This window comes from Streptomyces prunicolor, from assembly GCF_045162825.1.
GTDB classification, from domain to species: Bacteria; Actinomycetota; Actinomycetes; order Streptomycetales; family Streptomycetaceae; genus Streptomyces; species Streptomyces prunicolor.
The window spans coordinates 7,375,833-7,402,051 of sequence record NZ_CP108676.1 but is presented as its reverse complement, the minus strand read 5'-3'; the positions used below and the strand labels follow the sequence as shown (position 1 = coordinate 7,402,051).

The window sequence follows — 26,219 nt, the reverse complement described above, 5'->3', positions numbered from 1 at the left end:
GGGCCTCCTCGTACACGTACTGCTGCGGGTCGAAAGTCGGGGCGCTGGTCATGGCGTCGCCCGGCGGGCGGTCGCGAAGCGCGGGCGGTTGTTGAGATCGGGGTGGTCGGCCGCGTCGGCCCAGCCACGCTCCTCGGTGAAGATCCACGGCACCTGCCCGCCCTGGGTGTCGGCGTGCTCGATGACGACGACACCGCCGGGACGGAGGAGACGGTGTGCGGTGCGTTCGATGCCGCGGATCAGGTCGAGGCCGTCCTCCCCTGAGAACAGGGCGAGTTCGGGATCGTAGTCCCGCGCCTCGGGGGCGACGTACTCCCATTCGGTGAGTGGGATGTACGGCGGGTTGGAGATGACCAGGTCGACATGGCCGTCGAGGTCGGGAAAGGCGTCCAGGGCATTCCCCTGCCGCAGGTCGACCCTCGACCCCTCCATGTTCTTGCGGGTCCACTGGAGGGCGTCCTCGGACAGCTCCACGGCGTGCACCCGGGAGCGCGGGACCTCCTGCGCGAGGGCGAGCGCGATGGCGCCGGATCCGGTGCAGAGGTCCACGATCAGCGGCTCCACGACGTCCATCGCGCGGACCGCGTCTATGGCCCAGCCGACCACCGACTCGGTCTCGGGGCGCGGCACGAACACCCCCGGCCCGACCTGGAGTTCCAGGTACCGGAAGAAGGCGCGGCCGGTGATGTGCTGGAGCGGCTCACGCTGCTCACGCCGGGCGATGGTCTCCCAGTAGCGGGCGTCGAAGTCCACGTCCTTCACGGAGTGCAGCTCGCCCCGCTTCACACCGTGCACGAACGCGGCGAGCTCCTCCGCGTCGTTGCGCGGCGAGGGCACGCCGGCGTCGGCCAGCCGCTGGGTGGCCTGGGCCACCTCTGCGAGCAGCAGGTTCACGCAAGTCCTCCGTGTCGTACTCGTCCGTGCGATACGTGCAGTGCTTACGCCGCCGCGAGCTTGGCGGCCGAGTCCGCGTCCACGCAAGCCTGGATCATCGCGTCGAGGTCGCCGTCCAGGACCTGGTCAAGGTTGTACGCCTTGAATCCGACGCGGTGGTCCGAGATGCGGTTCTCCGGGAAGTTGTACGTACGGATCTTCTCGGAGCGGTCGACCGTGCGGACCTGGCTGCGGCGGGCGTCGGCGGCATTCTTCTCCGCCTCCTCCTGTGCCGCGGCGAGCAGCCTGGAGCGCAGGATACGCAGTGCCTGCTCCTTGTTCTGCAGCTGGCTCTTCTCGTTCTGGCAGGAAGCGACGACTCCGGTCGGAATGTGCGTGATGCGCACCGCGGAGTCGGTCGTGTTGACGGACTGCCCGCCGGGACCGGACGAACGGTAGACGTCGATGCGGAGGTCGTTCGGGTTGATCTCCACGTCGACCTCCTCCGCCTCGGGGGTGACCAGGACACCGGCCGCCGAGGTGTGGATACGGCCCGCGGACTCGGTCGCCGGGACGCGCTGCACGCGGTGCACGCCACCCTCGTACTTCAGCCGCGCCCAGACACCCTGGCCGGGCTCGGTCGCGCCGTTGCCGCCCTTGGTCTTCACCGCGACCTGGACGTCCTTGTAGCCGCCCAGCTCGGACTCGGTGGCGTCGATGATCTCGGTCTTCCAGCCGACGCGCTCCGCGTACCGCAGGTACATGCGCAGCAGGTCACCGGCGAACAGGGCGGACTCGTCGCCGCCCGCGCCCGCCTTGACCTCAAGGATCACGTCCTTGTCGTCGTTGGGGTCACGCGGCACGAGCAGCAGCCGCAGCTTCTCCGTGATCTCCTCGCGCGTCTTCTCCAGCTCCTTGACCTCGGCCGCGAACTCCGGGTCGTCGGCGCCGAGTTCACGCGCGGTCTCGATGTCGTCGCCGGTCTGCTTCCAGGAGCGGTACGTGGCGACGATCGGGGTGAGCTCGGCGTAGCGCTTGTTCAGCTTGCGCGCGTTGGCCTGGTCGGCGTGGACCGACGGGTCGGCGAGCTTCTTCTCAAGGTCGGCGTGCTCGCCGATGAGGTCCTCGACAGCCTCGAACATCTTGGGCTCCTGAAATGCGTACGGAAGGGAAGGCGGGCGACCAAAAACGCCGGTCCCGGCACGCCGAAAAAAGGGCGTGGCCGTGGACCGGCGAAATGGAGCTCGCTACTTCGTGGAGCCGGCAGCAGCCTTGCCGAAGCGGGCCTCGAAGCGGGCCACGCGGCCACCGGTGTCGAGGATCTTCTGCTTGCCCGTGTAGAACGGGTGGCACTCGGAGCAGACGTCAGCGCGGATCGCTCCGCTGGTGATCGTGCTGTGGGTGGTGAACGACGCGCCACAGGTGCAGCTGACCTGGGTCTCGACGTACTCGGGGTGGATCTCGCGCTTCAAGGGTGTCTCCTAGTTTCGGGAGGGCGCCGGGTCGCTCCGCGGGTTGCGGGGCGTGAACCGGGGCCGACGTACCAGTCTGCCAGGACTGGGGCCATCCCCCAAAACCGGGTCCGTCTGTGATCTATTCCCTGCGGGTGCGTGGGGGCTGAGCGCGCAGTTCCCCGCGCCCCTGGGAAGTTGCGCCCTAACCAGTTGTTACGACGCCCTTGGCTTCGCCTGTTGCTGTGCCCTTTGTCGCCGCCGCCGGGATTGGCTGGTCGTTCTTCAAGGCGTTCCAGACCAGCTGTGCCTTCGACTTCTCCACGATCACGCGGTTCGGGTTGGCCGGGTCGTACTCGACCGGCATCGTCACCATGTTCATGTTCTTCGAGCTGATGCTCTTGAGGCCGTTGGCGAAGGACGTGAGGGAGTTCACCGAGCCGAGGTCGGAGTCGGTGGTGACGGCCTTGGTGGCGGTGTTCGCGAGGTCGTAGAGCCTGGTCGGGCTGGTGAGGACGCCGATGTGCTTGACCTGGTTGACCAGGGCCTTGATGAAGGCCTGCTGGAGCTGGATGCGGCCGAGGTCGGAGCCGTCGCCGACGCCGTGCCGGGTGCGGACCAGGCCCAGGGCCTGCTTGCCGTTCAGGGTGTGGGTGCCGGCCTTGAGGTCGAGGTGACTCTGCGGGTCCTTGATGGCCTTGGTCGTGGTGACCGGGACGCCGCCGAGTTCGTCGATGAGCTTCTCGAAGCCGGCGAAGTCCACTTCCAGGTAGTGGTCCATGCGCAGGCCGGTGACGGACTCGACGGTCTTCACCGTGCAGGCGGAGCCGCCCGTGGAGTACGCCTCGTTGAACATCACGCCGGACGCCGCGTCGTGGGTGACGCCCTTGGTGTCGGTGCACTCGGGGCGGTCGACGAGGGTGTCGCGCGGGATGGAGACCACGCTGGCCTTCTTGTGGCCCTTGTAGACGTGGATGATCATCGCGGTGTCGGAGCGGGCACTGCCGTCGTCGGTGCCGCCGCCGAGCTTCTTGTTGGTGCCGGAGCGGCTGTCGGAGCCCAGCACCAGGATGTTCTCGGAGCCGTTGTCGACCCTGACCGGCCGGTCGGTGCCGAGGGCCTGGTTGATGTCGACGGTCTTGATGTTGCCGTTGAGCTTGAAGTACACGTACCCGGCGCCTGCGCCGCCCAGCACCACGACGCCCGCGGCGGTCCAGGCCATGAGCAACAGGGCCTTGCTGTGCGGGCTGCGCTCCTTCTTACGGCCTCCGGCGCGGTGGCGCGGGCCGTTGTTGCCGTCCTTGCCCGGTATGACGGGCTCCGGCGTGCTCTCGGCGGACATGGGCTCCTCGCATCTCGTTCCGGGTCGGTTACCCCCTGCTTTCAGGGTTCAGGCCTGGCCGAAGCGACCGATACCGCTCATTCCTCGCTCCATGGTCGCTCCGCCAGGTCAGACAGGGAAACTCGGGAAAGGGTTGCACAACGCAGAGTGCCCATCGCGTACGGCGATGGGCACTCTGCGTAGTCGCGTCAGCGGGTTATGCTCCGCTCACCTGCGATTTCAGCCGAAGATGTCGTCCTGCTGGAAACGGGTGCCGAGCGACTTCGGTGTGCCGAACATCTCGCTGGTTGCCTTGCCGGTACTCCCGCCGTCGCTCATCGGGCGGACGTGCCGAACCGCAGCCCGGCTGCCGGGAGGCCGCCTGTGCCCGGTGCGTAGGTGGTGACCGGCTGCACGGTGCCTCCGGTCGCGTTCGCCCAGGGCATCGCGTACAGGGAGCCGTAGGCGCCCGGTCCGTAGGGCATACCTATATAGAGGTTGGCCTGTGTGCCGTACAGACTGGTGCCGGCGCTCTGCGACGCGGTCGGGGATCCCGGCATGCCGGAGGCGTTGCCGGCCTCGATCCACCGGTCGGTGACACCCGGTGCGCTGCGCAGACCGAAGACCTCCACGGCGCCCGCGTCGGCGACCGTGCCGATGTCCTCGCCCGGCAGGCCGACAGCCATCACCAGGCTGGCGTCGGTCGCGGTCGCCCCCGGGTCCCGGTTGACGACAGACACCTGGGCGCCCATGCGGTCACCGGCCTCGGGTGCTCCGGAGACGTCGTCGGGTCCCTGGTCGTAGCCACTGTTGATCTCCGAGATCACCGGATTGGCGATCTTCTCCACCCTGACCACGACGGCACGTCCGGCATCGGCCTTGGCCGCTCCCCCGTAGGTGATGTCCTCCCCCGGTACACCGATGGCGATGTACGTGGCTCGCCTGGGCCACGGGAAACCCTGCACGAAGAGAGCCTGGGTGGCCGAGACCGATGCACCGAACTGGTCCCCTGCATCGGCCTCACCGCTCACGGCCGGGCTGGACTCGTCGACGGATCCCACGTGGGCCGGGACGCCACTGCTGTTCAGTTCATGGGACATCACATCGACCTGACCTGCTGTCACTTCGGATGCGTTCGGGCCCGGCAGCGCGATGCCCTCGCCCGGTATGCCGACCGCGAGGTACTCGGGACTCGCGGTCACGGAGGAACCGAACTTGTCGCCCGCCTCCAGAGTGCCTGCTACCCCCGAACTCCCCTGGATCAGCGTCCGGTTGACGATGCCGCGAAGGTAGAAGGCAGCCCCTGTGTCCGCCTTGCCGTCGATGTCCTCACCAGGAACACCGATGACCAGGTACGGCTCCTGCTCGAGCGTGAGGCCGGCGGCGACGGCGGCGCCCATACGGTCCCCGGATTCCGAGGCCGCGGCGAGGATGCCCTCCGCGCCGGTGCCCTGTTCGAGGTGCAGCGCCGCCTTGCCGGTACCAAGGCCGCCCGTTGCCCCATAGAGAACGTCGACGGTGCCGGCGTCCGTCGCACTGCCGACGTCCTCGCGGGACGTGCCGACGACCAGGTCGGTGCAGCCGTCCTTGTCGTAGTCGACGGTGGCGAGGGAGTCGCCGAAGTAGTCGTTCGGTTCGGCGTCACCGGGTACCGAGGCAAGGTCCTGGTTCAGCTCGGACGTGCCCCTGCCACCGCCGTAGACGACGCGCAGGAGGCCGGCCTTGGCGTCACCGCCGACGGTCGCCTCGGGGTCGGCGACGGCAATGTCCTCTCTCTTGTCGCAGTTGAAGTCGTTGCCGGCGGCCAGCGGCTGGGCGGTCGCGCCGAGCGCCTGAGCGACGTCGATGCGGGGCGTGGCGGCGCCCGTGTAGCTGATGGTCCTCCCCCCGGTCTTCAGCCGTGACTCAAGGCTCGCGATGCTGTCGTTGGGGAACGCCTGCCGCAGGATCGCGAGAGCGCCGGCCACGTGCGGCGCCGCCATGGACGTACCGTTCTTCGAGGCATATCCGTCGCCGGGAACCGAGGAGACGATGCTGGTACCGGGGGCGAGGAGGTCCAGCAGCGGGCCGCGGTTGGTGAACGCGGACAGTTGGTCGTCGTCGGTGGTGGCGCCGACCGTGATCGCGGAGGCGACACAGCCGGGGGCGCTCACCGCGTCGGTGTATCCGTTGTTGCCGGCCGCGACCACGGTGGCGACTCCGGCGGCGAGCAGGTTGTCGATGGCCGGCTTGCGCGCGTCACCGTCGCAGGCGGTGGCATACCGGCCGGCGCCCAGGCTCAGGTTCGCGGCCACCACCGGTGTCCCGGACTGCCGCAGCTGCAGCACCTTCTCCAGGGCGGACAGCTGGGCACTGGTGAAGCTGAGCACGCATGGTGCGGCGCCGGGTCCGCAGATGTCCTCCGAGGTGAACTTGCTGAACACCTGGAGAGCGATGATGTTCGCACCGGGGGCGACACCGCGCTTGGGTGCTCCGGTAATGCCCTCGCCGTTGCCGGCGACGATGCCCGCCACGTGGGTTCCGTGATCGCAGTCGGCGATGGCCGTGCAAGGGCCCGTCCCGGAGTCGCCCGTGCCCGTCCCCTCCTGGTGATCGGTCCCGTCGGGGCACAGGCTGGTCGCGGTGAGGTCGGGGTCGATCGGCGAGAAGCACGCCTCGGAGATGACCCGGTCCTTGAGGAACGGGTGGTGGGTCGCAACCCCCGTGTCCAAGACGGCCACCACGCTGCCCGCACCCGTCATGCCCTGGGCGGAGGCCTGGTCGGCGCCGATGATGGGAACGCTCTCGTCCAGCGACGGCGGGACCGCGACATCCTCGGTGACGCTCACCACGCCCGGCTGGGCGGACAGTTGGTCCAGCCCGCTCCGGTCGACCTTGAGGGTGACGACCGGCATGGTCGCGAACGACTGCACCGTCTCACCGGCCGACGCCGCGGCCGAGAGGTCGGTGCGGTTCTCGGTGACGACGTTGACACGGACGGTGCCGCCGCCCGACGCCGCGTCGTACAGCGGCGGATCGACCGGGTCGCCGGTCGTCGCGGCCTCGGCTGTGGCAACGTGCGACGCCGCGGCCTGGGCCGGCACGGCGCCGAGCGTCATGGCCAGCACCACCGTGACGACCGTGGTCCAGAGGGGTTTTCTCACTGAAGCTCCCGTGGGAAGCGGGCAGGACTGAGCCCTGTGGCGTAGGTGCGGGAAAGGGGCCGAGCGCGAAGGGGCCGGACGGCGAAAGGTTCCGCCGTCCGGCCCGGCCGCTCGCAGGCGTGATCCGTCAGAAAGCGGTGCCGCGGGTCACGTGGCGTTGGCTCCGTTCTTCGGGTTCCCGTAGCGCTGGACGAACTTGAGGTAGGTGTACGCGATGCTGCGGCACAGGCTCTTGAACCGGTAGGCCGAGCAGGTGTAGTCGCGGAGCGTGGTGTGGAAGGCGTTGTCCACGTTCGACTTCTTGTTTCGGTCGAGGTAGTACTTGTAGCCCTTGTAGGTGTTGCCGATCAGGCCGTACCCGTAGTCATGCATGTCGCAGGCGGACCGGAAGTCGTAGCCGGAGGGCTTGTCCGGAGAGCTCGTGCAGTGGTCGTGGTTGATGCCGACCACGTAGTAGCCGCTGGGCAGCTTCTTCCAGTACGGGGCGTGCCAGCCGTAGTGCGCGGCCCACGCGGCGCAGCCGCTCTTCGTATACCACAGCCAGGATGTGGCGGTGTTGCACTGGCGCGGGTACGCCTGGGGGTCGGAGATCTCACCGGGGATGATGTCGGTGGCAGGCGGGCCTGAGACGCTGGGGTCGTTGATTCCGGCCGCGCCCTGGAACACGGACTGCGAGGCCGGGCGCGAAAGGCCGGACTCCTCGACGTTCGGAGCGGCCGACTCCGCCGGGAAGGTGAGGTCCCAGGAGCCGTTGGCCGGGGAGCTGATCTCGGAGACGCGGCCGGTCGTGTCGTAGGAGTACGACGCCACCGGGTCGGCGCTCTCGACGGGGTTGGTCATGGTCCGCAGCAGGCCCGAGGCGTCGTAGGCGTACCGGGCGACCGTCTGCGTGGTGGAGCCCGTGGTGAGGGTGATCTCGCGGGTGCGCCCCGTGTAGTCACCGAGCGCTGTCCCTGAGGCCGTCGTGTTCGACGCGTAGGTGACCTTCAGGGACTGCTGCGGGGTCTCCCCGGCGGCCGGCTCGTCGATCGTGGACACGCGCCCCTGGGTGTCGTAGGCGACGGTGGAGGTGCCGTTGGACGTGCTGCCCAAGCTGGTGACCCGCCACTTGTCGCTGCCGGGCGCCGCCTGACTCCACGCGAAGGTGGGCTTGAGGTCCGCGGCCGGCACCGGGTTTCCGGCCGCGTCGGTGAAGGTGTCGTCCCCCGCCCCCGTCGCGGACAGGTCCGCGCCGAGGCTTTCGACAATGGTGGTGACCATGGCGCCGGCCGTGGTGTCCCATTTCGTGGTTTCGGTGATCTTGGAGCCGTCGGTGGTCTGGTACTTATTGACCCCGCCGCCGCTCGGATAGGCGATGCTGCTCGTCAGGTCGTAGTGGAATGATTCGCCGACCCCGAGGTCGGTGACCACGATGTCGCCGTCCTGCTGTTCCAGCTTGCGATTGAGGGTGCCGCCGAGGAATTCCCTTCCCAACCGGGGCCGAATGCGCCCATGTCGGCGCGGGACGCGGGTGCCGATTCCGGCTGGGCGACACTGCCCGCCTGGGCGACTACGCTGTGTCTGCGGCCGATCCCGCCGACAGCCACGTCGCTTTCGGCGATCTGGAAGGACTGAGCCTCGGAGAAATACAGGCCGGGGCCTATCTGCTGGATCTCACCCGTGGCGAGTGGCGGGTCGACGGTGTCCGCCGCCGCGGACTGCAGCGGAAGCAGTAACGACAGAGCGAGCGCCGTTATGACCGGCACGACTAGCTTGCGCACAAATCCCCCTCGTGTAGATCAACTCACTTGATCGCTGCAGACCATAAAGAACTGACCAACACGTCCACAAGAGACTTTATGGGGAATCAAATAGTCCGCTTCTTTGCGTCGGTGAAGGACCGTGAATACCCTTGAGTACGTTGGCCGATAACCATTGAGTACGCGTACTCATGTGCACCGGTCGGCCTGTTCGGAGACTGTCCGCATGCCACGAAACCCTGCCCGGTCCAGCGGATTCACCCACTCTCCGTACGGTTCAAGACTCACCCTCGCGATAACCGCCCTCGCCGCATTGACGCTCACCGCCTGCGGCACCGAGGAGACACCTGGCGACGACGCCCGGAAGACGTCCGCCGACACCGTCGACGCCGGTTCGAGCGGTGGTTTACCCATCCCGGATCAGCGCGTTGTCTTCATGGACATGCTCAACACGGTCGGGCAGCCGTGCGCACCGGACGCTCCGCCCGAAGAGGAACCGACCCCCGCCGGCGAGAAGCCGCCGACCGCGCCCGTGGAGCCGCTGCCGGTCGACGGGTCCGCACCTGGCAGCACCGAACCGACGTCGCACACCTCCGAGTCGCCACAGGAAGCAACGCTGAGCGCGGTCGAAAAGTGCGAAGGCCGTCTCCACTCCAAGCGCATCACCAAGGCACTCAGCCGCCCGACGGCCCCGACGCCCGGCGAGATCAGGACAACTCTCAACGATCTCGGCTACATCAATGAGCGCATCCACAACCTGCGGAAGTCCGGGGCGACCACGCGTTTCTACGTTGACCTGCGGGTCTTGGGCGGGTCGCTGTGTCTGGACGGCTCGGTGACCAGCACAACCACCGTCGTCACAGCGTTCGCAGCACCCCCCACCGGCCCTTTCATCCCGGCAAAGCGGAGCTAAACACCCCCAGATGCACGTGACCTAGATCACTACAGAGGCGGATCGTGCCGCTCAAAAAGCACACAGAGAAGAGGGCCGCCCCCTTGAAGGGACGGCCCTCTTCTCTGGTATGACAGCTCTCAGACCGACCCTCAGTCACCGTTGCCAGGAGTCGTCTTCTGGATCTGGAGCAGGAACTCCGCGTTCGACTTCGTCTGCTTCATTTTGTCGAGGAGCAGCTCGATCGCCTGCTGCTGGTCGAGCGCGTGCAGCACCCGCCGCAGCTTCCAGGTGACAGCCAACTCGTCGCTGCCGAGCAGGATTTCTTCCTTACGGGTACCGGACGCGTCGACATCCACCGCCGGGAAGATGCGCTTGTCGGCGAGCTTCCGGTCGAGCTTCAGCTCGGCGTTGCCCGTGCCCTTGAACTCCTCGAAGATGACCTCGTCCATGCGGGACCCGGTGTCGACGAGCGCGGTGGCGAGGATGGTCAGCGAACCGCCGTCCTCGATGTTGCGCGCGGCACCGAAGAAGCGCTTGGGCGGGTACAGCGCCGTCGAGTCGACACCACCGGACAGGATGCGGCCGGAGGCGGGCGCCGCGAGGTTGTACGCACGGCCGAGACGCGTGATCGAGTCGAGCAGCACGACGACGTCGTGGCCCAGCTCCACCAGGCGCTTGGCGCGCTCGATGGCGAGCTCGGCGACCGTGGTGTGGTCCTCGGCGGGACGGTCGAAGGTCGAGGAGATGACCTCGCCCTTCACCGACCGCTGCATGTCGGTGACCTCTTCCGGACGCTCGTCGACCAGGACGACCATCAGGTGGCACTCGGGGTTGTTGTGCGTGATCGCGTTGGCGATCGCCTGCATGATCATGGTCTTGCCGGTCTTCGGCGGGGCCACGATCAGACCGCGCTGGCCCTTACCGATGGGCGCGACGAGGTCGATGATGCGGGTCGTCAGCACACCCGGGTCGGTCTCCAGACGGAGCCGGTCCTGCGGGTACAGCGGCGTCAGCTTGTTGAACTCCGGCCGCCCGCGCCCGGATTCGGCACCCATGCCGTTCGCCGAGTCGAGGCGGACCAGCGCGTTGAACTTCTCGCGACGCTCGCCGTCCTTGGGCTGCCGGACCGCGCCGGTGACGTGGTCGCCCTTGCGCAGGCCGTTCTTGCGGACCTGGGCGAGGGAGACGTACACGTCGTTCGGGCCCGGCAGGTAGCCGGAGGTCCGGATGAACGCGTAGTTGTCGAGGATGTCGAGGATGCCCGCGACGGGGATCAGGACATCGTCGTCGGCGACCTGCGGCTCGCCCGCGGCGGTGCCGCCGAACTCGTCGCGTCCACGACGGCCACGACGGTCCCGGTAACGGCCGCGACGGCCACGGCGTCCGCCGTCGAAGTCGTCGTCGTCCTGCGGGCCGTTGTCGCGCGGCTGCCGGTCCTGACGGTCCTGGCGGCCACCGCTCTGCTGCTGACGGTCCTGCTGCTGACCGCCCTGCTGACGGTCCTGACGGCCGCCGCTCTGCTGCTGGCCGCCGCCGCCCTGCTGCTCGTTGTCCTTGCGGCGGTCGCCGCGGTCGCGGTCCTGGCGGTCCTGACGGCCACCGCGGTCGCGGTCGCGACGGTCCCGGCGGCCCTGCCGGCCGTCGTCACCGGCGTCGCCCCGGGCCTCGCCCTGCGCGGCGGCGGGCGTCTCGGCCTTCGGCTCGCTCTTCGCCTCGGCGGTGATCGTCTCGGGGCTGCCGGCCTCGGCGGTCGCGCGGCGACGACGGCGCTCAACGGGCGCGTCGTCGCTGGCGGGCTGGCCGGGGATCTCGATCTGCTGCTGGGCCACGGCCTTCTCGGCGGCGACCTTCTCGGCCTTCTGCTCGGCCGGAGTGGCCGCCTCGTCGCCCGTACGGGTCTTGGAGGTGGCGCGGCGCTTCGGCTTGGTCTCGGTGGCGGTCTCGGCCTTGGCCGGAGCACCTCCGCCCGCCTGCGCGTCCTTGATGACCTCGATCAGCTGGCTCTTGCGCATCCGCGCGGTGCCCCTGATGCCGAGGCCGGATGCGACCTGCTGAAGCTCGGCCAGCACCATGCCGTCGAGGCCGGTACCGCGGCGCCGCCGGGAGCCGGCACCGGTGGCAGGCGCGGAGGCGTCCGTGGCGGGCGCGGCAGCGGTCTCCTCGACACGCGCGCCCATCAGATCGGTGGTGTCGCTCACGAAGGGTCCTTCCCTGGAGCGGACGTCGGCCTGTCTGGCTCGGCGACCGGTTGTGCTGTCCGGCTTCGGTTCTTGCTGTGTGAACCGTGCCGGGGCGGTGGTCCGCCTAAGCGGCGGAAGAGATTGCTGGTGACGGCGCTTCCCGAAGCAGTGGCACCGAGTGTCTGTGTCACGTGGCTTGGTCGCACCAATTCCGGAGCGTGCCCGGCGAACCGCTCTGTGCCCCTACAGAACACGGTGCGGCTTGGGAGGCTCCCGGAAGAATGTCTGTCCCTGACGGGGACAACAAGCACCTCGCCATGGTGGGGTCGGGTGCAGACTTGAGATTAACACTACCGGATCCAACAAACATTCCCCCTCTCGAAATCCGGCGACGGTACGTAGTCAATTGGCACTCGGGGCCGCGAGCGGCAGTACGCAGGCTCCGTGTGCGTCGAGATCGAGCCGGTTGGCGGCCCAGCCCTCACCGGCGAGGTGGGACACCTTGTCGGCGTTGTCGGCGTCGACAAGTGCCAACACGGTGGGCCCGGCACCGGAGATGACGGCCGGAACGCCGTCCGCCCTCAACCGCTCGACGAGCGCGGCGCTTTCGGGCATCGCCGGAGCGCGGTACTCCTGGTGCAGTCGGTCCTCGGTGGCGGGCAGCAGCAGCTCGGGGCGGCGGGTGAGGGCCTCGACGAGCAGGGCGGCGCGGCCCGCGTTGGCGGCGGCGTCGACGTGCGGGACGCTGCGCGGGAGCAGGCCGCGCGCGGTCTCGGTGAGCACCGGCTTCCCGGGCACGAAAACCACCGGAACGATGGAATCGGCGGGGGCCATCCTGATCGCCCGCGCGGCTCCGCCGTCCATCCAGGAGAGCGTGAAGCCGCCCAGCAGACAGGCCGCCACGTTGTCGGGGTGGCCCTCGATCTCGGTGGCGAGCTCCAGCAGGGCCGTGTCGTCGAGCTTGGAGTCCCCGCCTATGGTCACGGCGCGCGCGGCGACGATGCCGGCGCAGATGGCGGCGGAGGAGGAGCCCAGGCCGCGGCCGTGCGGAATGCGGTTGGCGCACACGATCTCGAGGCCGCGCGGCTGTCCGCCGAGCAGGTCGAAGGCGGTGCGCAGGGACCGTACGAGGAGGTGGTTCTCGTCGCGCGGGAGGGTCTCGCTGCCCTCGCCGGCGATGTCGATGAGCAGCCCGGAGTCGGCGACACGGACGACGACGTCGTCGTAGAGCCCCAGCGAGAGGCCGAAGGCGTCGAAGCCCGGGCCGAGGTTGGCGCTGGTGGCGGGGACGCGCACCCGGACGGCGGCGGCGCGGAAGGCTGGACCGGCCATCGCTCGATGACTCTCCTTGAGCTGCGTGATTGTCGAAGACATTCGATGGAATTCGATGACATCCGATAGGTACGTGAAGACCCTCGGGCCGTGGAGACGGCGCGGTGCCGAGCCATGCGCGCAGGCATATGCGGCGGGCGGGTTCGGTACAGCCTATCGAAGGAAGGTTCTGTGGCGACATAGGGCGCACAGGAGGCGCACGATGCGTGTCGTAAGCCCCCTGTGCACCCCCCGTGGCGCATACCCGCCAGGCGGCTTTACGCCAGGCCGAGCCGCTCGGCCGCCGTCGGCGCGTCGACCGGGATCGTGATGGGCTGCGGGGCGCCCGCGACGGCCCAGTCGGGGTCCTTCAGACCGTTTCCGGTCACCGTGCATACGATGGTCTGGCCCGGGTCGACCTTGCCCTGCTCGGCCGCCTTCAGCAGACCGGCGACGGAAGCGGCGGACGCAGGCTCGACGAAAACGCCCTCCTGAGCGGCCAACAGCCGGTAGGCGCGCAGGATCTCACGGTCCGTCACCTCGTCGATGAACCCACCGGACTCGTCCCGCGCGGCGAGCGCGTACTGCCAGGACGCGGGGTTGCCGATGCGGATCGCGGTGGCGATCGTCGAGGGGTCCTTGACGATCTCGCCGCGCACGATGGGCGCGGAACCGGAGGCCTGGAAGCCCCACATGCGGGGCGTCTTCGCGGCGATGCCGTCCCCGGCGTACTCCTTGTAGCCCTTCCAGTACGCGGTGATGTTGCCCGCGTTGCCCACCGGCAGGACGTGGATGTCGGGGGCGTCGCCGAGCATGTCGACGATCTCGAAGGCGGCCGTCTTCTGGCCCTCGATGCGCACCGGGTTGACCGAATTCACCAGCGCCACAGGGTAGTTGTCGCTCAGCTCACGGGCGAGGGTGAGGCAGTCGTCGAAGTTTCCGTCGACCTGGAGGATCTTCGCGCCGTGGATGAGGGCCTGGCCCATCTTGCCGAGCGCGATCTTGCCGCGCGGCACGAGGACGGCGCAGACCATCCCGGCGCGTACGGCGTAGGCGGCGGCGGAGGCCGACGTGTTGCCGGTGGAGGCGCAGATGACGGCCTGCGCGCCCTCCTCCTTGGCCCGCGTGATGGCCATGGTCATACCGCGGTCCTTGAAGGACCCGGTGGGGTTGGCGCCCTCCACCTTGAGGTGGACCTCGCAGCCGGTGCGCTCGGAGAGCACCTGCGCGGGCACGAGGGGCGTGCCGCCCTCGCGGAGGGAGACGACCGGCGTGCTGTCGGACACCGGAAGCCGGTCCCGGTACTCCTCGATGATTCCGCGCCACTGGTGGGTCATTGCTGGTTACTCTCCTTCAACCCGCATGATGCTGGCGACACCCCGCACGGTGTCGAGCTTGCGCAACGCCTCGACGGTCCCGGTGAGGGCGGCGTCGGACGCGCGGTGCGTGACGACGACGAGGGATGCCTCGCCGTCCTTCCCCTGCTGCCGAACCGTATCGATCGAGACACCGTGCTCGGCGAACACGGTGGCGACCTGGGCGAGAACACCCGGTTTGTCGGCGACGTCGAGGCTGATGTGGTACCGCGTGACGACCTGGCCCATGCCCGACACGGGGAGCGCGGCATACGCCGACTCGCCGGGCCCGGTGGTCGAGTTGAGCCGGTTGCGGCACACGGCGACGAGGTCGCCGAGCACGGCGGAGGCGGTGGGGGCGCCGCCCGCGCCGGGGCCGTAGAACATCAGCTGCCCGGAGGCGTCGGACTCGACGAACACGGCGTTGTAGGCACCGCGGACGGAGGCGAGCGGGTGGCTGAGCGGGATCATCGCGGGATGCACGCGCGCGGTGACGCTGCCACCGTCCTCGGCCCGCTCACAGATGGCCAGCAACTTGATCGTGCAGCCCATGTTCCTCGCGGAGGCGAAGTCGGAGGCGGTGACCTCGGTCATGCCCTCGCGGTAGACGTCGTCGAGACGCACGCGCGTGTGGAAGGCGATTCCGGCGAGGATGGCGGCCTTGGCGGCGGCGTCGAAGCCCTCGACGTCGGCGGTGGGGTCGGCCTCGGCGTATCCCAGGGCGGTGGCCTCGTCGAGGGCCTCCTGATAACCCGCGCCCGTGCTGTCCATCTTGTCGAGGATGAAGTTGGTGGTCCCGTTGACGATGCCCAGCACCCGGTTGACCTTGTCACCGGCGAGGGACTCGCGCAGCGGCCGGATGAGGGGAATCGCCCCGGCGACGGCGGCCTCGTAGTACAGGTCCTTGCCCTGCTGCTCGGCGGCGGCGTGCAGCGCGGCGCCGTCCTGGGCGAGCAGCGCCTTGTTGGCGGAGACGACGGAGGCGCCGTGCTCGAAGGCGGCGGTGATGAGGGAGCGGGCGGGCTCGATCCCCCCGATGACCTCTACTACGACGTCGATGTCGCCGCGTTTCACCAGAGCCGTGGCATCGGTGGTGACGAGGGCGGGGTCGATGCCTTCGCGGACCTTGGAGGGCCGTCGTACGGCGACGCCCGCGAGCTCGACGGGTGCGCCGATCCGGGCGGCGAGGTCGTCGGCGTGCGTCGTCATGATGCGCGCCACCTCTGAGCCGACCACTCCACAGCCCAGCAGCGCCACCTTCAGCGGACGCGTACGCATCATCCGACCTCGTTTCCTCATACCGTCATCGGTTGGACCAGTCTCACTCACCGGACGGGAGTTTCTATCCATGGTCCGGATCGTGAGACATCGATTTCATTTCTAGGGGGGTGGAAGACCGAAGATCTTCCACCCCTCTTTTCTTTCGTTCGGCTTACTCAGCCGACGTCGAGACGCAGGAGATCGTCCTCCGTCTCGCGACGGACGATGACCCGCGACTCCCCATCCTTCACGGCGACGACCGGCGGCCGGAGCACATGGTTGTAATTGCTGGCCATGGAACGGCAGTACGCACCCGTGGCCGGTACGGCGATCAGGTCACCCGGTGCCAGGTCCCCCGGCAGAAAGGCGTCCTTGACCACGATGTCCCCGCTCTCACAGTGCTTGCCGACGACCCGGGCGAGCATGGGCTCGGCGTCGGAGCGCCGGGAGACGAGCGCGACGCTGTACTCCGCGTCGTAGAGCGCGGTCCGGATGTTGTCGGACATGCCACCGTCGACCGACACATACGTCCGCAGCCCGTCGAGGGGCTTGATGGTGCCAACTTCGTAGAGCGTGAAGGCGGTCGGCCCGACGATGGCGCGCCCCGGCTCGACGGAGATACGAGGGGTCCGCAACTTCGCGGAGTCGCACTCACGGGTCACGATCTCGGTGAGCGCCTTGGCGATCTCGTGCGGCTCGCGGGGATCGTCGTCACTCGTGTACGCGATCCCGAGCCCGCCGCCGAGGTCGATCTCGGGAAGCTCGACACCGTGCTCGTCGCGGATGTCCTTCAGCAGCCCGACCACACGATGGGCGGCGACCTCGAAGCCGGACATGTCGAAGATCTGCGACCCGATGTGGCTGTGAATCCCGATGAGTTCGAGCCCGTCGAGCTGAAGGGCACGGCGCACGGCTTCGGCGGCCTGCCCGCCGGCCAGCGGAATCCCGAACTTCTGGTCTTCGTGGGCGGTGGCGATGAATTCGTGGGTGTGCGCCTCCACGCCCACGGTGATCCGAATCTGCACCCGCTGCCGCTTGCCGAAGGACTGCGCGATGTGGGCGACGCGGACGATCTCCTGGAAGGAGTCGAGAACGATGCGTCCTACGCCGGCCTCGACAGCCCGCGTGATCTCGCCGACGGACTTGTTGTTGCCGTGGAAGGCGATGCGGTCGGCGGGCATCCCGGCGGAGAGGGCCGTGGCGAGCTCACCACCGGAACACACATCGAGATTGAGCCCCTCCTCGTGCAACCACCGCACGACGGCACGGGACAGGAACGCCTTGCCGGCGTAGAAGACGTCGGCGTCGTGCCCGAAGGCGGTACGCCAGGCACGGGCGCGCTCCCGGAAGTCGGCCTCGTCGAGGACGTAGGCCGGGGTGCCGTGCTGCTCGGCGAGGGTCTTCACGTCGACACCGCCGACGGTGACGACACCGTCCGCGTCCCGGCCGACGGTCTGCGCCCACACCTTGGGGTCGAGTTCGTTGAGGTCGGCGGCCGGGGCGGAGTAGTGCCCCTCGGGCAGAACGTCGGCGTGCCGGGGACCGGCGGGGTGTGCGGAACGGCTCATGGCGTGTCTCTTCTGTCTCTTCCTGGCGCTCAGATCGTGCGGTGTCTTGTTCGGTCTTGGCGCTCAGAGGTGTTCGGGGGCATCGATGCCGAGCAGGGAGAGGCCACCGGCGAGCACCACCCCGGCGGCTTCGGCGAGCGCGAGCCGGGCACGGTGGGCGGCCGAGGGTTTCTCGTCCCCGAGCGGAAGCGTGGCCGGCAGAAAAGCGAGGGTCGCGTCGGCTACGGCGACCAGGTGACGGGCGAGCAGATCCGGGGTGCGGTGGGCTGCCGCGCGGGTGAGGAGGCGGGGGTGGTCGGCAAGGTGGGTGAGGAGGGGCGCGACGAGGGGGGTGGTGTCGTCCTCTGAGGTGAGGGGGCTCGCGTCCGCTGAGGTGAGGGGGGTGGTGTCCGCTGAGGTGAGGGGGGTGGTGTCCTCTGAGGTGAGGGGGGTGGTGTCCTCTTGTACGTCTTGTTGTACGTCGCCGGGTTGGGCGGTGAAGCCGAGGTCGGCGGCGTTGCGGCTGACGGCCCGGGTGCGGGCATAGGCGTAACGGACCCGGAAGAGGGGGTTGCTCTCCCGCTGCACGAGGTGCTCGGCGGTGAGGCGGGGCCGGTCGTGGGCGGCGGGGTGCAGGAGGGCCCAGCGGGCGGCGTCGCGGCCGAGGGTGAGGAGGGCGGCGGGGTCGGGGACCGGCACGGGCCGTACGTTCACGTCGAGCGGAGCCGGTGTCGCCGGGGTGCCGTACGCGTCGACCTCGACACCGAGGACCGCCACCCACTGGGGCTCGGGCCGGGCCGCGCAACTGGTGCGGACGAGGGAGCCCTGCGAACGCAGGAGGCGGGCGACGACCTCCATGACGACGAGGGCGCGGGGCTCGTGAGGGGCGTGCAGTTGCACGAGGTAGGGGATGGGGGCGTGTTCGCGGGTGAGCGTCGTTGCGCTGCTGGAGGCGTGTTCGCGGGTGAGCGCGTCCGGGCTGCTGGAGATGTGTTGCCCGGGGAGGGCGTCATGGCTGGCGCCCTGCCCGGCGAGGGCGTCACGACTGACGCCGGCCGCGGCCTCGTCGACGAACCCGTACCGCGGTCCGCGCCGCAGGATCTCCTCGACGAGAGGGACGGACGCCGCGCTCCCCCGCATCAGCCTGATGTTGAGGAAACCGGGCCCGGTGATCTCGACGCCACTGACGCCGTGCGCGCCGACGAGATGCGGCCGCAGCAGCTCGGCGACACGGCGGGGGGTCTCCCCGGCGGGCCGTGCCAGCTGGAGGGCGATGTTGGTGGCGTAGTCCCCCCACCCGCCGGCCCCCGGCACGGTCACCGAGACCTTCTCCGGCACGGTCACGCTCAGCTCCCCGCCGTCGACAGCACGGCGCACTGCGCGCAGCACGGTACGGGAGAGCTCGACGGGGGTCACGGGACAAGCGTATGGGAGGAGGGGGGTGGGTAGGCCAGTCGGTTTGGGTGGGGGTCCGGGATGTGGACGCGGGGGGGGTGCGGCGACATCCGCAGGGTGGGCCCGTATATAGGGGGACGTGCACGTAAGGAGGTAAGGAGGTTGAGGAGGTAAGGGGCACCTGCAAGTGGTGCGGGGCAAGTGGCACATGGAGCAAGTGGCGTGGGGCAACTGGCACGCGGGGCAAGTGGCGCGGAGCAAGGGAGGCGGAGCAAGGGAGGCGGCGGCCTCAGCCGCCGCTACGTCCACCCCGCCCGGCCCGCTCGCCCTCACTGGCACTGGCACCGAGGGCACTGCCGAGGGAGCGGCCATCGGCCGGATCACGCGGGTCCTGCGGCTCGCGTCGCCGCCCCCGCTCGATCAACTGCCGTACGAGAGCGATGAGTTCGGCAGGTTCGAAGGGCTTGGCGAGGAACGCGTCCACGCCGACGTCGAGCCCGCTGTCGACCTCGTACTGGGTGCAGGCGCTCACGATGGCGAGGGGCAGATCACGGGTACGGGGATCGCTACGCAGCCGAGCGGCGGTACGGAGCCCGTCGAGTCGAGGCATGACGACATCGAGGGTGACCACATCAGGCTGAACCTGGTGAATGACATCCAGACACTCGGCACCATCGGCCGCGGTCACGACCTCGAGACCCTCCAGCTCGAGATTGACCCTGATCAACTGCCGGATGACCTTGTTGTCGTCCACAACAAGCACCCGACCCGACGCGCCTGGCACAACTCGAGAGTAGGTCCGGACCGGCCACCGCGTCCGGGTTTTCCCCACTTCCACCCCCTGCGAGCGACCCGGCACACCTCCCCGACCGCCTTCCTGATCGCCGAGAAACCTGTTCATGGACACCCGTAAGTAGCTGGTAGGGTTCTACCCGTCGCCGCGATCACCGCGACGGACACGCCCCCGTAGCTCAGGGGATAGAGCAACGGCCTCCGGAGCCGTGTGCGCAGGTTCGAATCCTGCCGGGGGCACTCCGGGAAAAGCTCCTGACCTGCAGAAATACAGGTCGGGAGTTTTTGCGTTCACGTCAAAACACACACGGCCTTTTGACCGTTGCTCTTTCTGAGCGATGTACCGACTTCCGCGCTCTCCTTCTGACGCGTTTCCGCAGTTCAAAGGCCCTTCACCAAGGACCGGTTGGCGATACACGTCACCAAATACCGACCGCGCCGAATACCTCGGGCACCGGTGCCACTTTCGCTCGAATACCCCATGCGACCTGCCTGAACGTGCCAAAGAGCACACCAAAGCGCACACGGTCTGGTGGGTCGTTGCCGCTTCCGCCTGAACGCCGGCTTCTCCGTGCTCGCTCCGCTCGTCATCACTGTGTGCTCGTAGTTGGTGTTCGAAGGGTGGAGACCCGGCGTTGGGTCTGTCCGGCCTGGCGGCGGAGCCGGACGCCTCGCCTCCGCCCAAAGTACTGAACGACCGCCCGTTGCAGCGGAGTTGACGGATCGCTAGAGTCACTCTGCCAACTACTCACAGGAGGCTCCTTGACTTCATCGCTTCACACGTGGACACAGCCGGACGGCTGTTCCGGGGCGATCTAAGCCCCGCCGCGTACCGCTGGAGACCACTTGACCCAGGTCAAGTGCGTCCGGATCCAGCGGAGATAGCGAACAAGTCAATGGAGGTACCGAGTGCCGGCCAACTCGACGCAGCAGCTCGCCTGTACGCACCCCGGGCGCGATGTCGCGATCGTCAGTCTGTGTGCTGTTGTGGTTTCTCTCGTCGCGGTCATCGTGGTGATGGCCTTCCACGGCAACCCCCTCGCGACCTTCGGTGCGAGTGGTAGCGCCTTCGCTGCTGCCTTCAGCGGAGGCATGGGCGTACTTTCCCACCTCAAGCGCACCGCGTAGTAACCCGGGAGGGGCGGCCTGGACCGGCTGCCCCTCAGAGGTCTTCCCCGGTCACCATTGCCCACGGCCGGTCCGAGAGTTCCGGTGCCTCCCGGAGGCCGGCCGAATGAGGGCCTCTCGCCATGCCTGCCGGCGGCATCGGCTGCTTCGGCAGGTGGTCAGGCGGCCTCCTGCAGTGTGATCACATCGCCCACGCGAACTGTCCCTGCTTCCAGAACGTCCAGGTAGACGCCGAGGCATGACAGCCGGCCCAGGTCGAACACCGGGATGCGGTGCTCGCGGGCGACCGCGCGCATGATGCCGGGATCCGGCGGCAGTTCGTCATGGCCGAGGGTGGGTATCACGCAGCGCGGCGTGGGCACCACGACGCGGAACAGGGCCTCCCCCACACGCAGGCGTGAGCCCAGCCAGGCGTCCTCCGGGAATCCCGTCCCTGAGTCGGTGTCCACGACCAGGTTCGGGCGGAAGCGGCGCGCGTCGAAGTCCCCGGCGGGATACACCGTCCGCATACGGGCCAAGGAGGCCGTGGTGACGAGGTGGACCTGGCCGAAGTCGAAGAAGGTCCCCGGGGCCACGCCGCCCGACGTGATGCTTGCCCCGGTGGAGTCGACGACCGCCGACTCCCGCACCGTCTCCGGGACACCGCCCTCGTACTCGGGCACGGCGCGCTCGAGTCTGCTGTGCTCCGGTACGACGGCCGAGATGGACACTTGGCGGCCCAGCAGTTTGGACAGCTCCACGTCCAGGTCGGGGTCCTCCACCGGCAGTGCGGTGCCGTCCGGCAGTACGACCCGGACCATGCCGGAGTCGTCGAAACGGCTCCGGCAGCGCAGCAACGCGCCCCATTTCCGGGGGTGTTTGGCGCTGCCGACCGCGCCTGTCTCGTCGAGGACGGCGTATATCCGGTCGCCTGAGAGACCGTTCTCCGTGACCGTCACGGCGATCACGGCCTCGCCGAGCATCGACTTCACCGGGTATCGGTACAGCGCTGCGACAGTTCCCATTGATCAATCATGGCTGCCGGCCCCGCGATGCGGCAGAAAATTCCCGGATGCCTTCGCTGTCAGAGGGTCAGCAGTTCCTCGTAGAAGCCGCCGAACTGCCGCTCCTGGTCGATGAGATGGATCTCCAGGATCCAGTGGAGGAGTCGCCCGGCCTCGTCCGTGCGCCGCAGTGGTTTGTCGTTGGCGGGCACGATGTGGGAGTCGACGTCCTCCCAGTTGTTGTGCTCGGGCGGGAACTCGCCCACCAGGTGGCCGGCGTGCCAGCCGCCCAGTTGCCAGCCCGCTTCGGCCGCCAGTCGCTCGATCTCGGTGTAGAGCTGTTTGCCGGTGATGTCCGGGTCCGCGTCGAAGGCGCGGCGCCCTGCGGCGAAGACGGTCGAGAGGTCGTCGCGCAGGCGGTGTTTGACGGGGTCGTCGCCGAGTACGAAGGTCCGCCCGAAGTCGGCCTCGTACTCCTCGAAGATCGGTCCGAAGTCGGCGAAGGCGATGTCGTCGGCCGCGATGGTGCGGTCCGGCGGGTTCTCCCTGTACGGCAGGAGGGTGTTGGGTCCGGAGCGCACGATCCGCTTGTGCCAGTAGTGCGTGGTCCCGAACATTTCGTTCGCCAGGTCGCGGATGTGGTCGCTCACCTCGCGCTCACCCCGGCCCGCGACGACCAGGCCCCGAGCCTCGATCTCGGTGAACAGTTCGGCGGCCTTGGCCTGGGCATCGAGCAGCCGCGCCGCGCGAAGGGATTCGTCCGTCATGCCGCCGACCGTACGTATTCGGCTCCGGCACCTGCAAGCGCGTTGCGCCCTCCGGCCCCGGTCAAGGCGGCGGCCCTGTGCCGGGCGCACCTCATCCCGCGAGCAGGATCACCGGCACCGGGGCGCGGGGCTGCCAGTGCGACGGTACGGCGGCCAGCGCGTCCGCGAGGGCCGCGCCGCGCAGGAACGCCGACCCGTGACCACCGACGGTACGGGCGGTGACGCCGTCCCAGGTCACCGGGATCAGGCGGGTGCGCCCCGGGGCGGTACGGACGTCTCCGACCAGCGGGATACGGGGCAGGGCGGGCAGCGGGCGTGCGGTGAGACCGGTCAGCAGCGGGGCGAGCAGGGTGTGAGCGGCCACCAAGGCTGCGTACGGATTGCCGGGCAGACCCAGGATCCAGCGGCGGTCCGGGAGTTGGGCGAGGAGTTGCGGATGTCCTGGGCGGCAGGCGACCGCGTCCACGATCCACCGGGCGCCGCCGTCCCTGGTCAGGAAGGCGCGCAGTTGGTCGGTGACGCCGACCAACGTGGAGCCGGTCACGACGATCACGTCCGAGTCGTATGGCGTGTGGCGCACGGCGTCGGCCAGTGAGCCGGCCGGGCGGTCCGGCACGTGGTGCAGGTCGGTGACCCCGCCGCCGAGCGTGTGGACCAGGGACGGCAGCAGCGGGCCCAGGGCGTCGCGGACCTGGCCGGGTGCAGGGCGGCCGGTGTGGGTGAGTTCGTCGCCGGTGACCAGGACGCGGACGCGAGGGCGCGGTCGTGCCGGCAGCGTGTCGTAGCCGCAGCCGGCGGCCAGGCCGAGCAGGGCGGGGCCGATCCGGGTACCGGCCGGGGCCAGCGCCGCGCCCGCCGGGGCGTCCTCGCCCGCGCGGCGGATGTGCCGCCCCTCGGCCGGAGTTGGGCCACAGATCGTCGAGGCGACGCGTTCGGAGTGTTCCAGCGGCAGCACGGCCCGCGCACCGGACGGCACGACCGCGCCGGTAGAGATCTCGACCGCCTCCCCCGCCCCCAACGTCCCGCCCGACCACGCGGCACCGGCGCGCACCGCGCCCCGCAGCCGCCATGGACCGGGGCCGGGACCGACGGCGTAGCCGTCCATGGCCGCCGTGTCGAAGCCGGGCAGCGGCTGGTGCGTGCGCAGCGCGTCGGCCAGGGTCAGTCCGGCGGCCTCGGCGAGCGGAACGTGCCGGGCCAGGAGCGGTTCCGGGGCCGTGTGGGCGAGTTCCCGTGCGCGTGCCCACGGCAGGTCGCGGTACGGGGCGGTCACCGGGTCTGCGACGAGGAGGGCGGTCATGGCGGTCAGTGTGCCGCCGCCGCTTTGCCCCTGGCCGCCCGTGGGATTGCGGGCGTGCTCCGGTCCGCTCACCCGTAGTCGGGGCGGGCGGTGAGGCGAACGAAGACCGCCTCACCGCGGGCGACTTCACGCGGGCGAGTGGATCGAGCCGCGTCCTCGTGCGTTGTAGACCACGACGTCCGGGCGTTCGCCGTACGCGCGCAGGACCTCAAGTGCCTCGTCCCGCAGGACGTCGGTGACGACCTTGATGCCTCGGCGGTCGAACTCGGCGATCCAGTCCTCGTGCAGGGGGCCTTCGTCGAAGCCGGTCAGGTCCTCGACCTCGGGGCCGTGTCCGGCGATGAGCAGGCGCCGTACCCCGGACCACATGGCGGCGCCGTAACACATCACGCAGGTACGCCAGTTGACGACGAGTTCCAGGGCCGGGCCGCCGGGCGCGCCCAGGTCCCAGGTGCCGTGGGCGGTCTGGGCGAGGGAGAGAGCGACGACCTCGGCGTGGGAGGAGGACAGGCCGGAGGCCAGGACCAGGTTGACGCCGGCCGAGCGGATGCGGCCGGTGTCGCTCTCGACCACCAGCGCGGCGAAGGGGCCGCCGGTGCCTTCCTGGTGGTTGCGGGCGGCGAGGCGGTTGACGAGGCGGACGCGGTCCTCGTCGGTGGGAAGGGTGTCGGGGACGTCGGCGAGTTCGGAGAGGACCCAGTCGGGGAGCTGGACGCCGAACTGGGTGGGCAGGGCGGAGGGCATGGAGTACTCCAGTGACGGGGAATGCGCCTGCCCCTGCCTGGCCTTCGTGATCGTGGCCGGGGCGTGGGGCAGCGGTTCGGTGGCTTGAGGGCGGGGCCGGAAAGACGGGCTCGCCGTCACGAGGCGATACGCGGCCGTGACGGACTCAGGCGTCCCGTCGGCCGTGGGCGATACGGCCTCGCGTCCACGCGCGCTGGCGTGCACCGCGCCGGAGGTCGGTGGTGCCGTTGATGACGGCTCTCATGCCGACCTCCCTTCCGCTGTCGAACCGGAAACCCTCTACTGGAGAGGAACCCGCACTTTCCCACAGGACGGTGTCTGCGAAATTGCCCGCCGGTTTCCTGATCATCACTTCACGGTCGACCGATGGGCCTGGCGGCGAGGCCGGGTCCGGTGGCCACCCGTGGCACGGCGTAGGGTCGGTGGCCTGGTCGGACGTGGCGCAGAGAGGACCGCGACGGGTTCGGGCAGCCGTACGCGTCGTATGCGTACGGCTCGCCGACGGAACCGGCCGCTCGGTGCATGGGATGTCTTCGCGTCGGCCTGGTGCGGCGCTACGCGTTGATCGGTCTGTCGCCGTCGCGGAGGGTGCGCGGCTCGCGCCGGTCGAGTGCGGCGAGTACCTCCGCGCAGATGGCCAGGGCCGTCTCCGCCGGGGTGCGGGCGCCGAGGTCCAGGCCGATCGGGCCGTGGTGAGGCGCAGCAGGTCCTCGTCCACGCCGGCCTTGACCAGGGCGGCGGCGCGGCGGGCCTGGGTGCGCCGGGAGCCGAGGTCTCCGACGTAGATGACGCCGGCGGTCAGGGCGGTGCGCAGGGTGGGCATGTCGACGTCGCGCTCGTGGCTGAGCACGACGGCTGGTAGCCGAGGTGCCGCTCTGGTGAGCGGCCTGTTGGGCATGGGGCGGCGTCGATGGCCACTGCTCACACGGGAGGGCTCGCCGAGAAGAAACCACCGATGCTCCGCGTCAGCCGGGTTGCCTCCGACAGCCCGTAACGAAACGCGAGCAGTGTGTAGACCAGCACGGGGAACCCCACCAGGGCCACTGGCACGAGCAGTTCCACGGGTGCTCCAAAGGGGGACAGGGCAAGGAAGGACGCGGTGAGGATCGCCGCCGCCCACAGGCAGGCGGTGGCGAGACGGCGCCCGTCGAGCCGGTCGGGCTCCAGCGGTGCGTCCTCGGCTAGGGCGCCCGGGGGCAGCACGGCGGTGAAGTGGCCGGCAGCGATGTTGTTGGTGGCGACCGTTGCGAGTTCGGCCAGCTTCTTCGCGGATGCCTCGCGGTCGCCGGCCAGCTGGTCCGCGGCCTCGAGGAAGGCGGCATCGACACGGTTGAGGTGTGCGGCCAGGGCGGCGCGGAGCGCGCGACGTTTACCGAAGTCCGCGGCGGCGTGCTGGGCGAGCTCCCGTAATGTCACCCCGAGGTGGGAAACCTGCCGGCTGAGCTTGATGGCCTCTGTGTACCGGGTCCCGGGACGTGCAACGGTTGCGCTGAGAGTCAGGACGTTGAGCAGGGGATATATGGGTTTTGAGCAACGCGGCATGGTCTCGCCCAGTGTGGCTACGTGAACCCAGTGGAAGAGGTAGAGAAGCGGCACCGCGACATCCATCTCCCACACGGGGGTGAGCCAGCCACTCTGCGCCCAATGGCAGTCCGTGGTGGGAGTCGGTTCAAACGTTCCGCCAGGCGTACACGCCCCGTGGTTCACGGCGATCGCCAGGAGCACGACGACGTTCAGGATGACGATGCCCTTGAGCGCCTCCCGAGGGAACTGCCCCCGCTCGTACGCCAGCGCGGTGCGGATGGTGTCGGTCTCCAGCTCGAACCCCAGCTCGGCCGCCGCAGCTTCTCCCTCAGACACACGCTTCTCGACGTAACGGTGGTGCATCCGCAACAGCGGATGCGCCCATGACCTTTCGGCCGCAGAAGTCACGCCTCTCCCCCCGAAGGTCGGCTGTGCAGCACACCCTACGAGCATCCACCGACAGCGCACTTGAAACAGACGAACGGACAGGGGCGTGCAGGCGTGCGGAGAT

The 26,219-nt window shown here is 69.2% G+C and carries 20 protein-coding genes, 1 tRNA gene and 1 pseudogene; 3 read left to right on the top strand and 19 right to left on the bottom strand.

What is annotated here, in order from left to right; translation table 11 throughout:
• Positions 1 to 48 precede the first annotated feature (48 nt).
• The 6 genes from prmC to OG588_RS34175 all read right to left on the bottom strand — a co-directional run bounded on the left by prmC (position 49) and on the right by OG588_RS34175 (position 8,261).
• Positions 49 to 894: a peptide chain release factor N(5)-glutamine methyltransferase gene (gene prmC / locus OG588_RS34200; protein WP_019073183.1), complete on the bottom strand. Its 846-nt coding sequence runs from the start codon at positions 892 to 894 to the stop codon at positions 49 to 51.
• A 44-nt stretch (positions 895 to 938) separates the two neighbouring features.
• A complete protein-coding gene (gene prfA, locus OG588_RS34195) occupies positions 939 to 2,015 on the bottom strand; it encodes a peptide chain release factor 1 (protein ID WP_366098241.1) in 1,077 nt (358 codons plus the stop codon).
• A gap of 105 nt (positions 2,016 to 2,120) precedes the next feature.
• Positions 2,121 to 2,345 (bottom strand): 50S ribosomal protein L31, encoded by a 225-nt coding sequence (gene rpmE, locus OG588_RS34190; protein WP_328679043.1) that lies wholly within the window; start codon positions 2,343 to 2,345, stop codon positions 2,121 to 2,123.
• Between the two features lie 184 nt (positions 2,346 to 2,529).
• Positions 2,530 to 3,666, bottom strand: coding sequence for an LCP family protein (locus tag OG588_RS34185; RefSeq protein WP_405950611.1), 1,137 nt, complete (start codon positions 3,664 to 3,666; stop codon positions 2,530 to 2,532).
• 314 nt (positions 3,667 to 3,980) lie between these two features.
• The gene (locus OG588_RS34180) at positions 3,981 to 6,788 is read right to left on the bottom strand and encodes a S8 family peptidase (RefSeq protein WP_405950610.1); all 2,808 of its coding nucleotides are present in this window, start codon (positions 6,786 to 6,788) and stop codon (positions 3,981 to 3,983) included.
• A gap of 147 nt (positions 6,789 to 6,935) precedes the next feature.
• A complete protein-coding gene (locus OG588_RS34175; RefSeq protein ID WP_405950609.1) occupies positions 6,936 to 8,261 on the bottom strand; it encodes a phospholipase A2 in 1,326 nt (441 codons plus the stop codon).
• 579 nt (positions 8,262 to 8,840) lie between these two features.
• On the opposite strand from OG588_RS34175, the gene OG588_RS34170 reads away from it, so the two are divergent.
• Positions 8,841 to 9,440, top strand: a complete 600-nt coding sequence (locus tag OG588_RS34170; protein WP_405950608.1) for a hypothetical protein — start codon at positions 8,841 to 8,843, stop codon at positions 9,438 to 9,440.
• Between the two features lie 131 nt (positions 9,441 to 9,571).
• Here OG588_RS34170 and rho read toward each other — a convergent pair whose 3' ends face one another.
• The 7 genes from rho to OG588_RS34135 all read right to left on the bottom strand — a co-directional run bounded on the left by rho (position 9,572) and on the right by OG588_RS34135 (position 19,233).
• Positions 9,572 to 11,620, bottom strand: a complete 2,049-nt coding sequence (gene rho, locus OG588_RS34165; protein WP_405950607.1) for a transcription termination factor Rho — start codon at positions 11,618 to 11,620, stop codon at positions 9,572 to 9,574.
• Between the two features lie 384 nt (positions 11,621 to 12,004).
• Positions 12,005 to 12,934 carry a homoserine kinase gene (thrB, locus tag OG588_RS34160; protein WP_405950606.1) on the bottom strand — a complete coding sequence of 310 codons (930 nt, stop codon included), beginning with the start codon at positions 12,932 to 12,934 and terminating at the stop codon, positions 12,005 to 12,007.
• A 257-nt stretch (positions 12,935 to 13,191) separates the two neighbouring features.
• Positions 13,192 to 14,250, bottom strand: coding sequence for a threonine synthase (thrC, locus tag OG588_RS34155; protein WP_405950605.1), 1,059 nt, complete (start codon positions 14,248 to 14,250; stop codon positions 13,192 to 13,194).
• A 6-nt stretch (positions 14,251 to 14,256) separates the two neighbouring features.
• Positions 14,257 to 15,549, bottom strand: coding sequence for a homoserine dehydrogenase (locus tag OG588_RS34150; RefSeq protein ID WP_266862315.1), 1,293 nt, complete (start codon positions 15,547 to 15,549; stop codon positions 14,257 to 14,259).
• Between the two features lie 155 nt (positions 15,550 to 15,704).
• Positions 15,705 to 17,096 (bottom strand): diaminopimelate decarboxylase, encoded by a 1,392-nt coding sequence (gene lysA / locus OG588_RS34145; RefSeq protein ID WP_405950604.1) that lies wholly within the window; start codon positions 17,094 to 17,096, stop codon positions 15,705 to 15,707.
• Between the two features lie 63 nt (positions 17,097 to 17,159).
• Entirely contained in the window at positions 17,160 to 18,491 is a 1,332-nt protein-coding gene (gene nrtL, locus OG588_RS34140; RefSeq protein WP_405950603.1) for an ArgS-related anticodon-binding protein NrtL, read from the bottom strand.
• A 268-nt stretch (positions 18,492 to 18,759) separates the two neighbouring features.
• A complete protein-coding gene (locus tag OG588_RS34135) occupies positions 18,760 to 19,233 on the bottom strand; it encodes a response regulator (RefSeq protein ID WP_405953279.1) in 474 nt (157 codons plus the stop codon).
• A 197-nt stretch (positions 19,234 to 19,430) separates the two neighbouring features.
• Here OG588_RS34135 and OG588_RS34130 point away from each other — a divergent pair.
• Together OG588_RS34130 and OG588_RS34125 are read left to right on the top strand one after the other, a co-directional pair.
• Positions 19,431 to 19,502, top strand: a tRNA-Arg gene (locus OG588_RS34130).
• A gap of 669 nt (positions 19,503 to 20,171) precedes the next feature.
• Complete coding sequence (locus OG588_RS34125) at positions 20,172 to 20,390, top strand: hypothetical protein (RefSeq protein ID WP_390157079.1); 219 nt, start codon at positions 20,172 to 20,174, stop codon at positions 20,388 to 20,390.
• A gap of 158 nt (positions 20,391 to 20,548) precedes the next feature.
• On the opposite strand, the gene OG588_RS34120 is transcribed toward OG588_RS34125, so the two are convergent.
• The 6 genes and pseudogenes from OG588_RS34120 to OG588_RS34095 form a co-directional block, all read right to left on the bottom strand.
• On the bottom strand, positions 20,549 to 21,394 hold the full coding sequence (locus OG588_RS34120) for an MOSC domain-containing protein (RefSeq protein WP_405950602.1): 846 nt from the start codon (positions 21,392 to 21,394) through the stop codon (positions 20,549 to 20,551).
• 59 nt (positions 21,395 to 21,453) lie between these two features.
• On the bottom strand, positions 21,454 to 22,140 hold the full coding sequence (locus OG588_RS34115; protein WP_405950601.1) for a M24 family metallopeptidase: 687 nt from the start codon (positions 22,138 to 22,140) through the stop codon (positions 21,454 to 21,456).
• Positions 22,141 to 22,231: 91 nt separating this feature from the next.
• Positions 22,232 to 23,440, bottom strand: a complete 1,209-nt coding sequence (locus tag OG588_RS34110; RefSeq protein ID WP_405950600.1) for a molybdopterin molybdotransferase MoeA — start codon at positions 23,438 to 23,440, stop codon at positions 22,232 to 22,234.
• Positions 23,441 to 23,566: 126 nt separating this feature from the next.
• Positions 23,567 to 24,184, bottom strand: a complete 618-nt coding sequence (locus OG588_RS34105; RefSeq protein WP_405950599.1) for a nucleoside deaminase — start codon at positions 24,182 to 24,184, stop codon at positions 23,567 to 23,569.
• 760 nt (positions 24,185 to 24,944) lie between these two features.
• A pseudogene (locus OG588_RS34100) lies at positions 24,945 to 25,007 on the bottom strand (hypothetical protein); the annotation flags it as partial.
• A gap of 98 nt (positions 25,008 to 25,105) precedes the next feature.
• Positions 25,106 to 26,077 carry a hypothetical protein gene (locus tag OG588_RS34095; RefSeq protein WP_405950598.1) on the bottom strand — a complete coding sequence of 324 codons (972 nt, stop codon included), beginning with the start codon at positions 26,075 to 26,077 and terminating at the stop codon, positions 25,106 to 25,108.
• Positions 26,078 to 26,219: the final 142 nt, after the last annotated feature.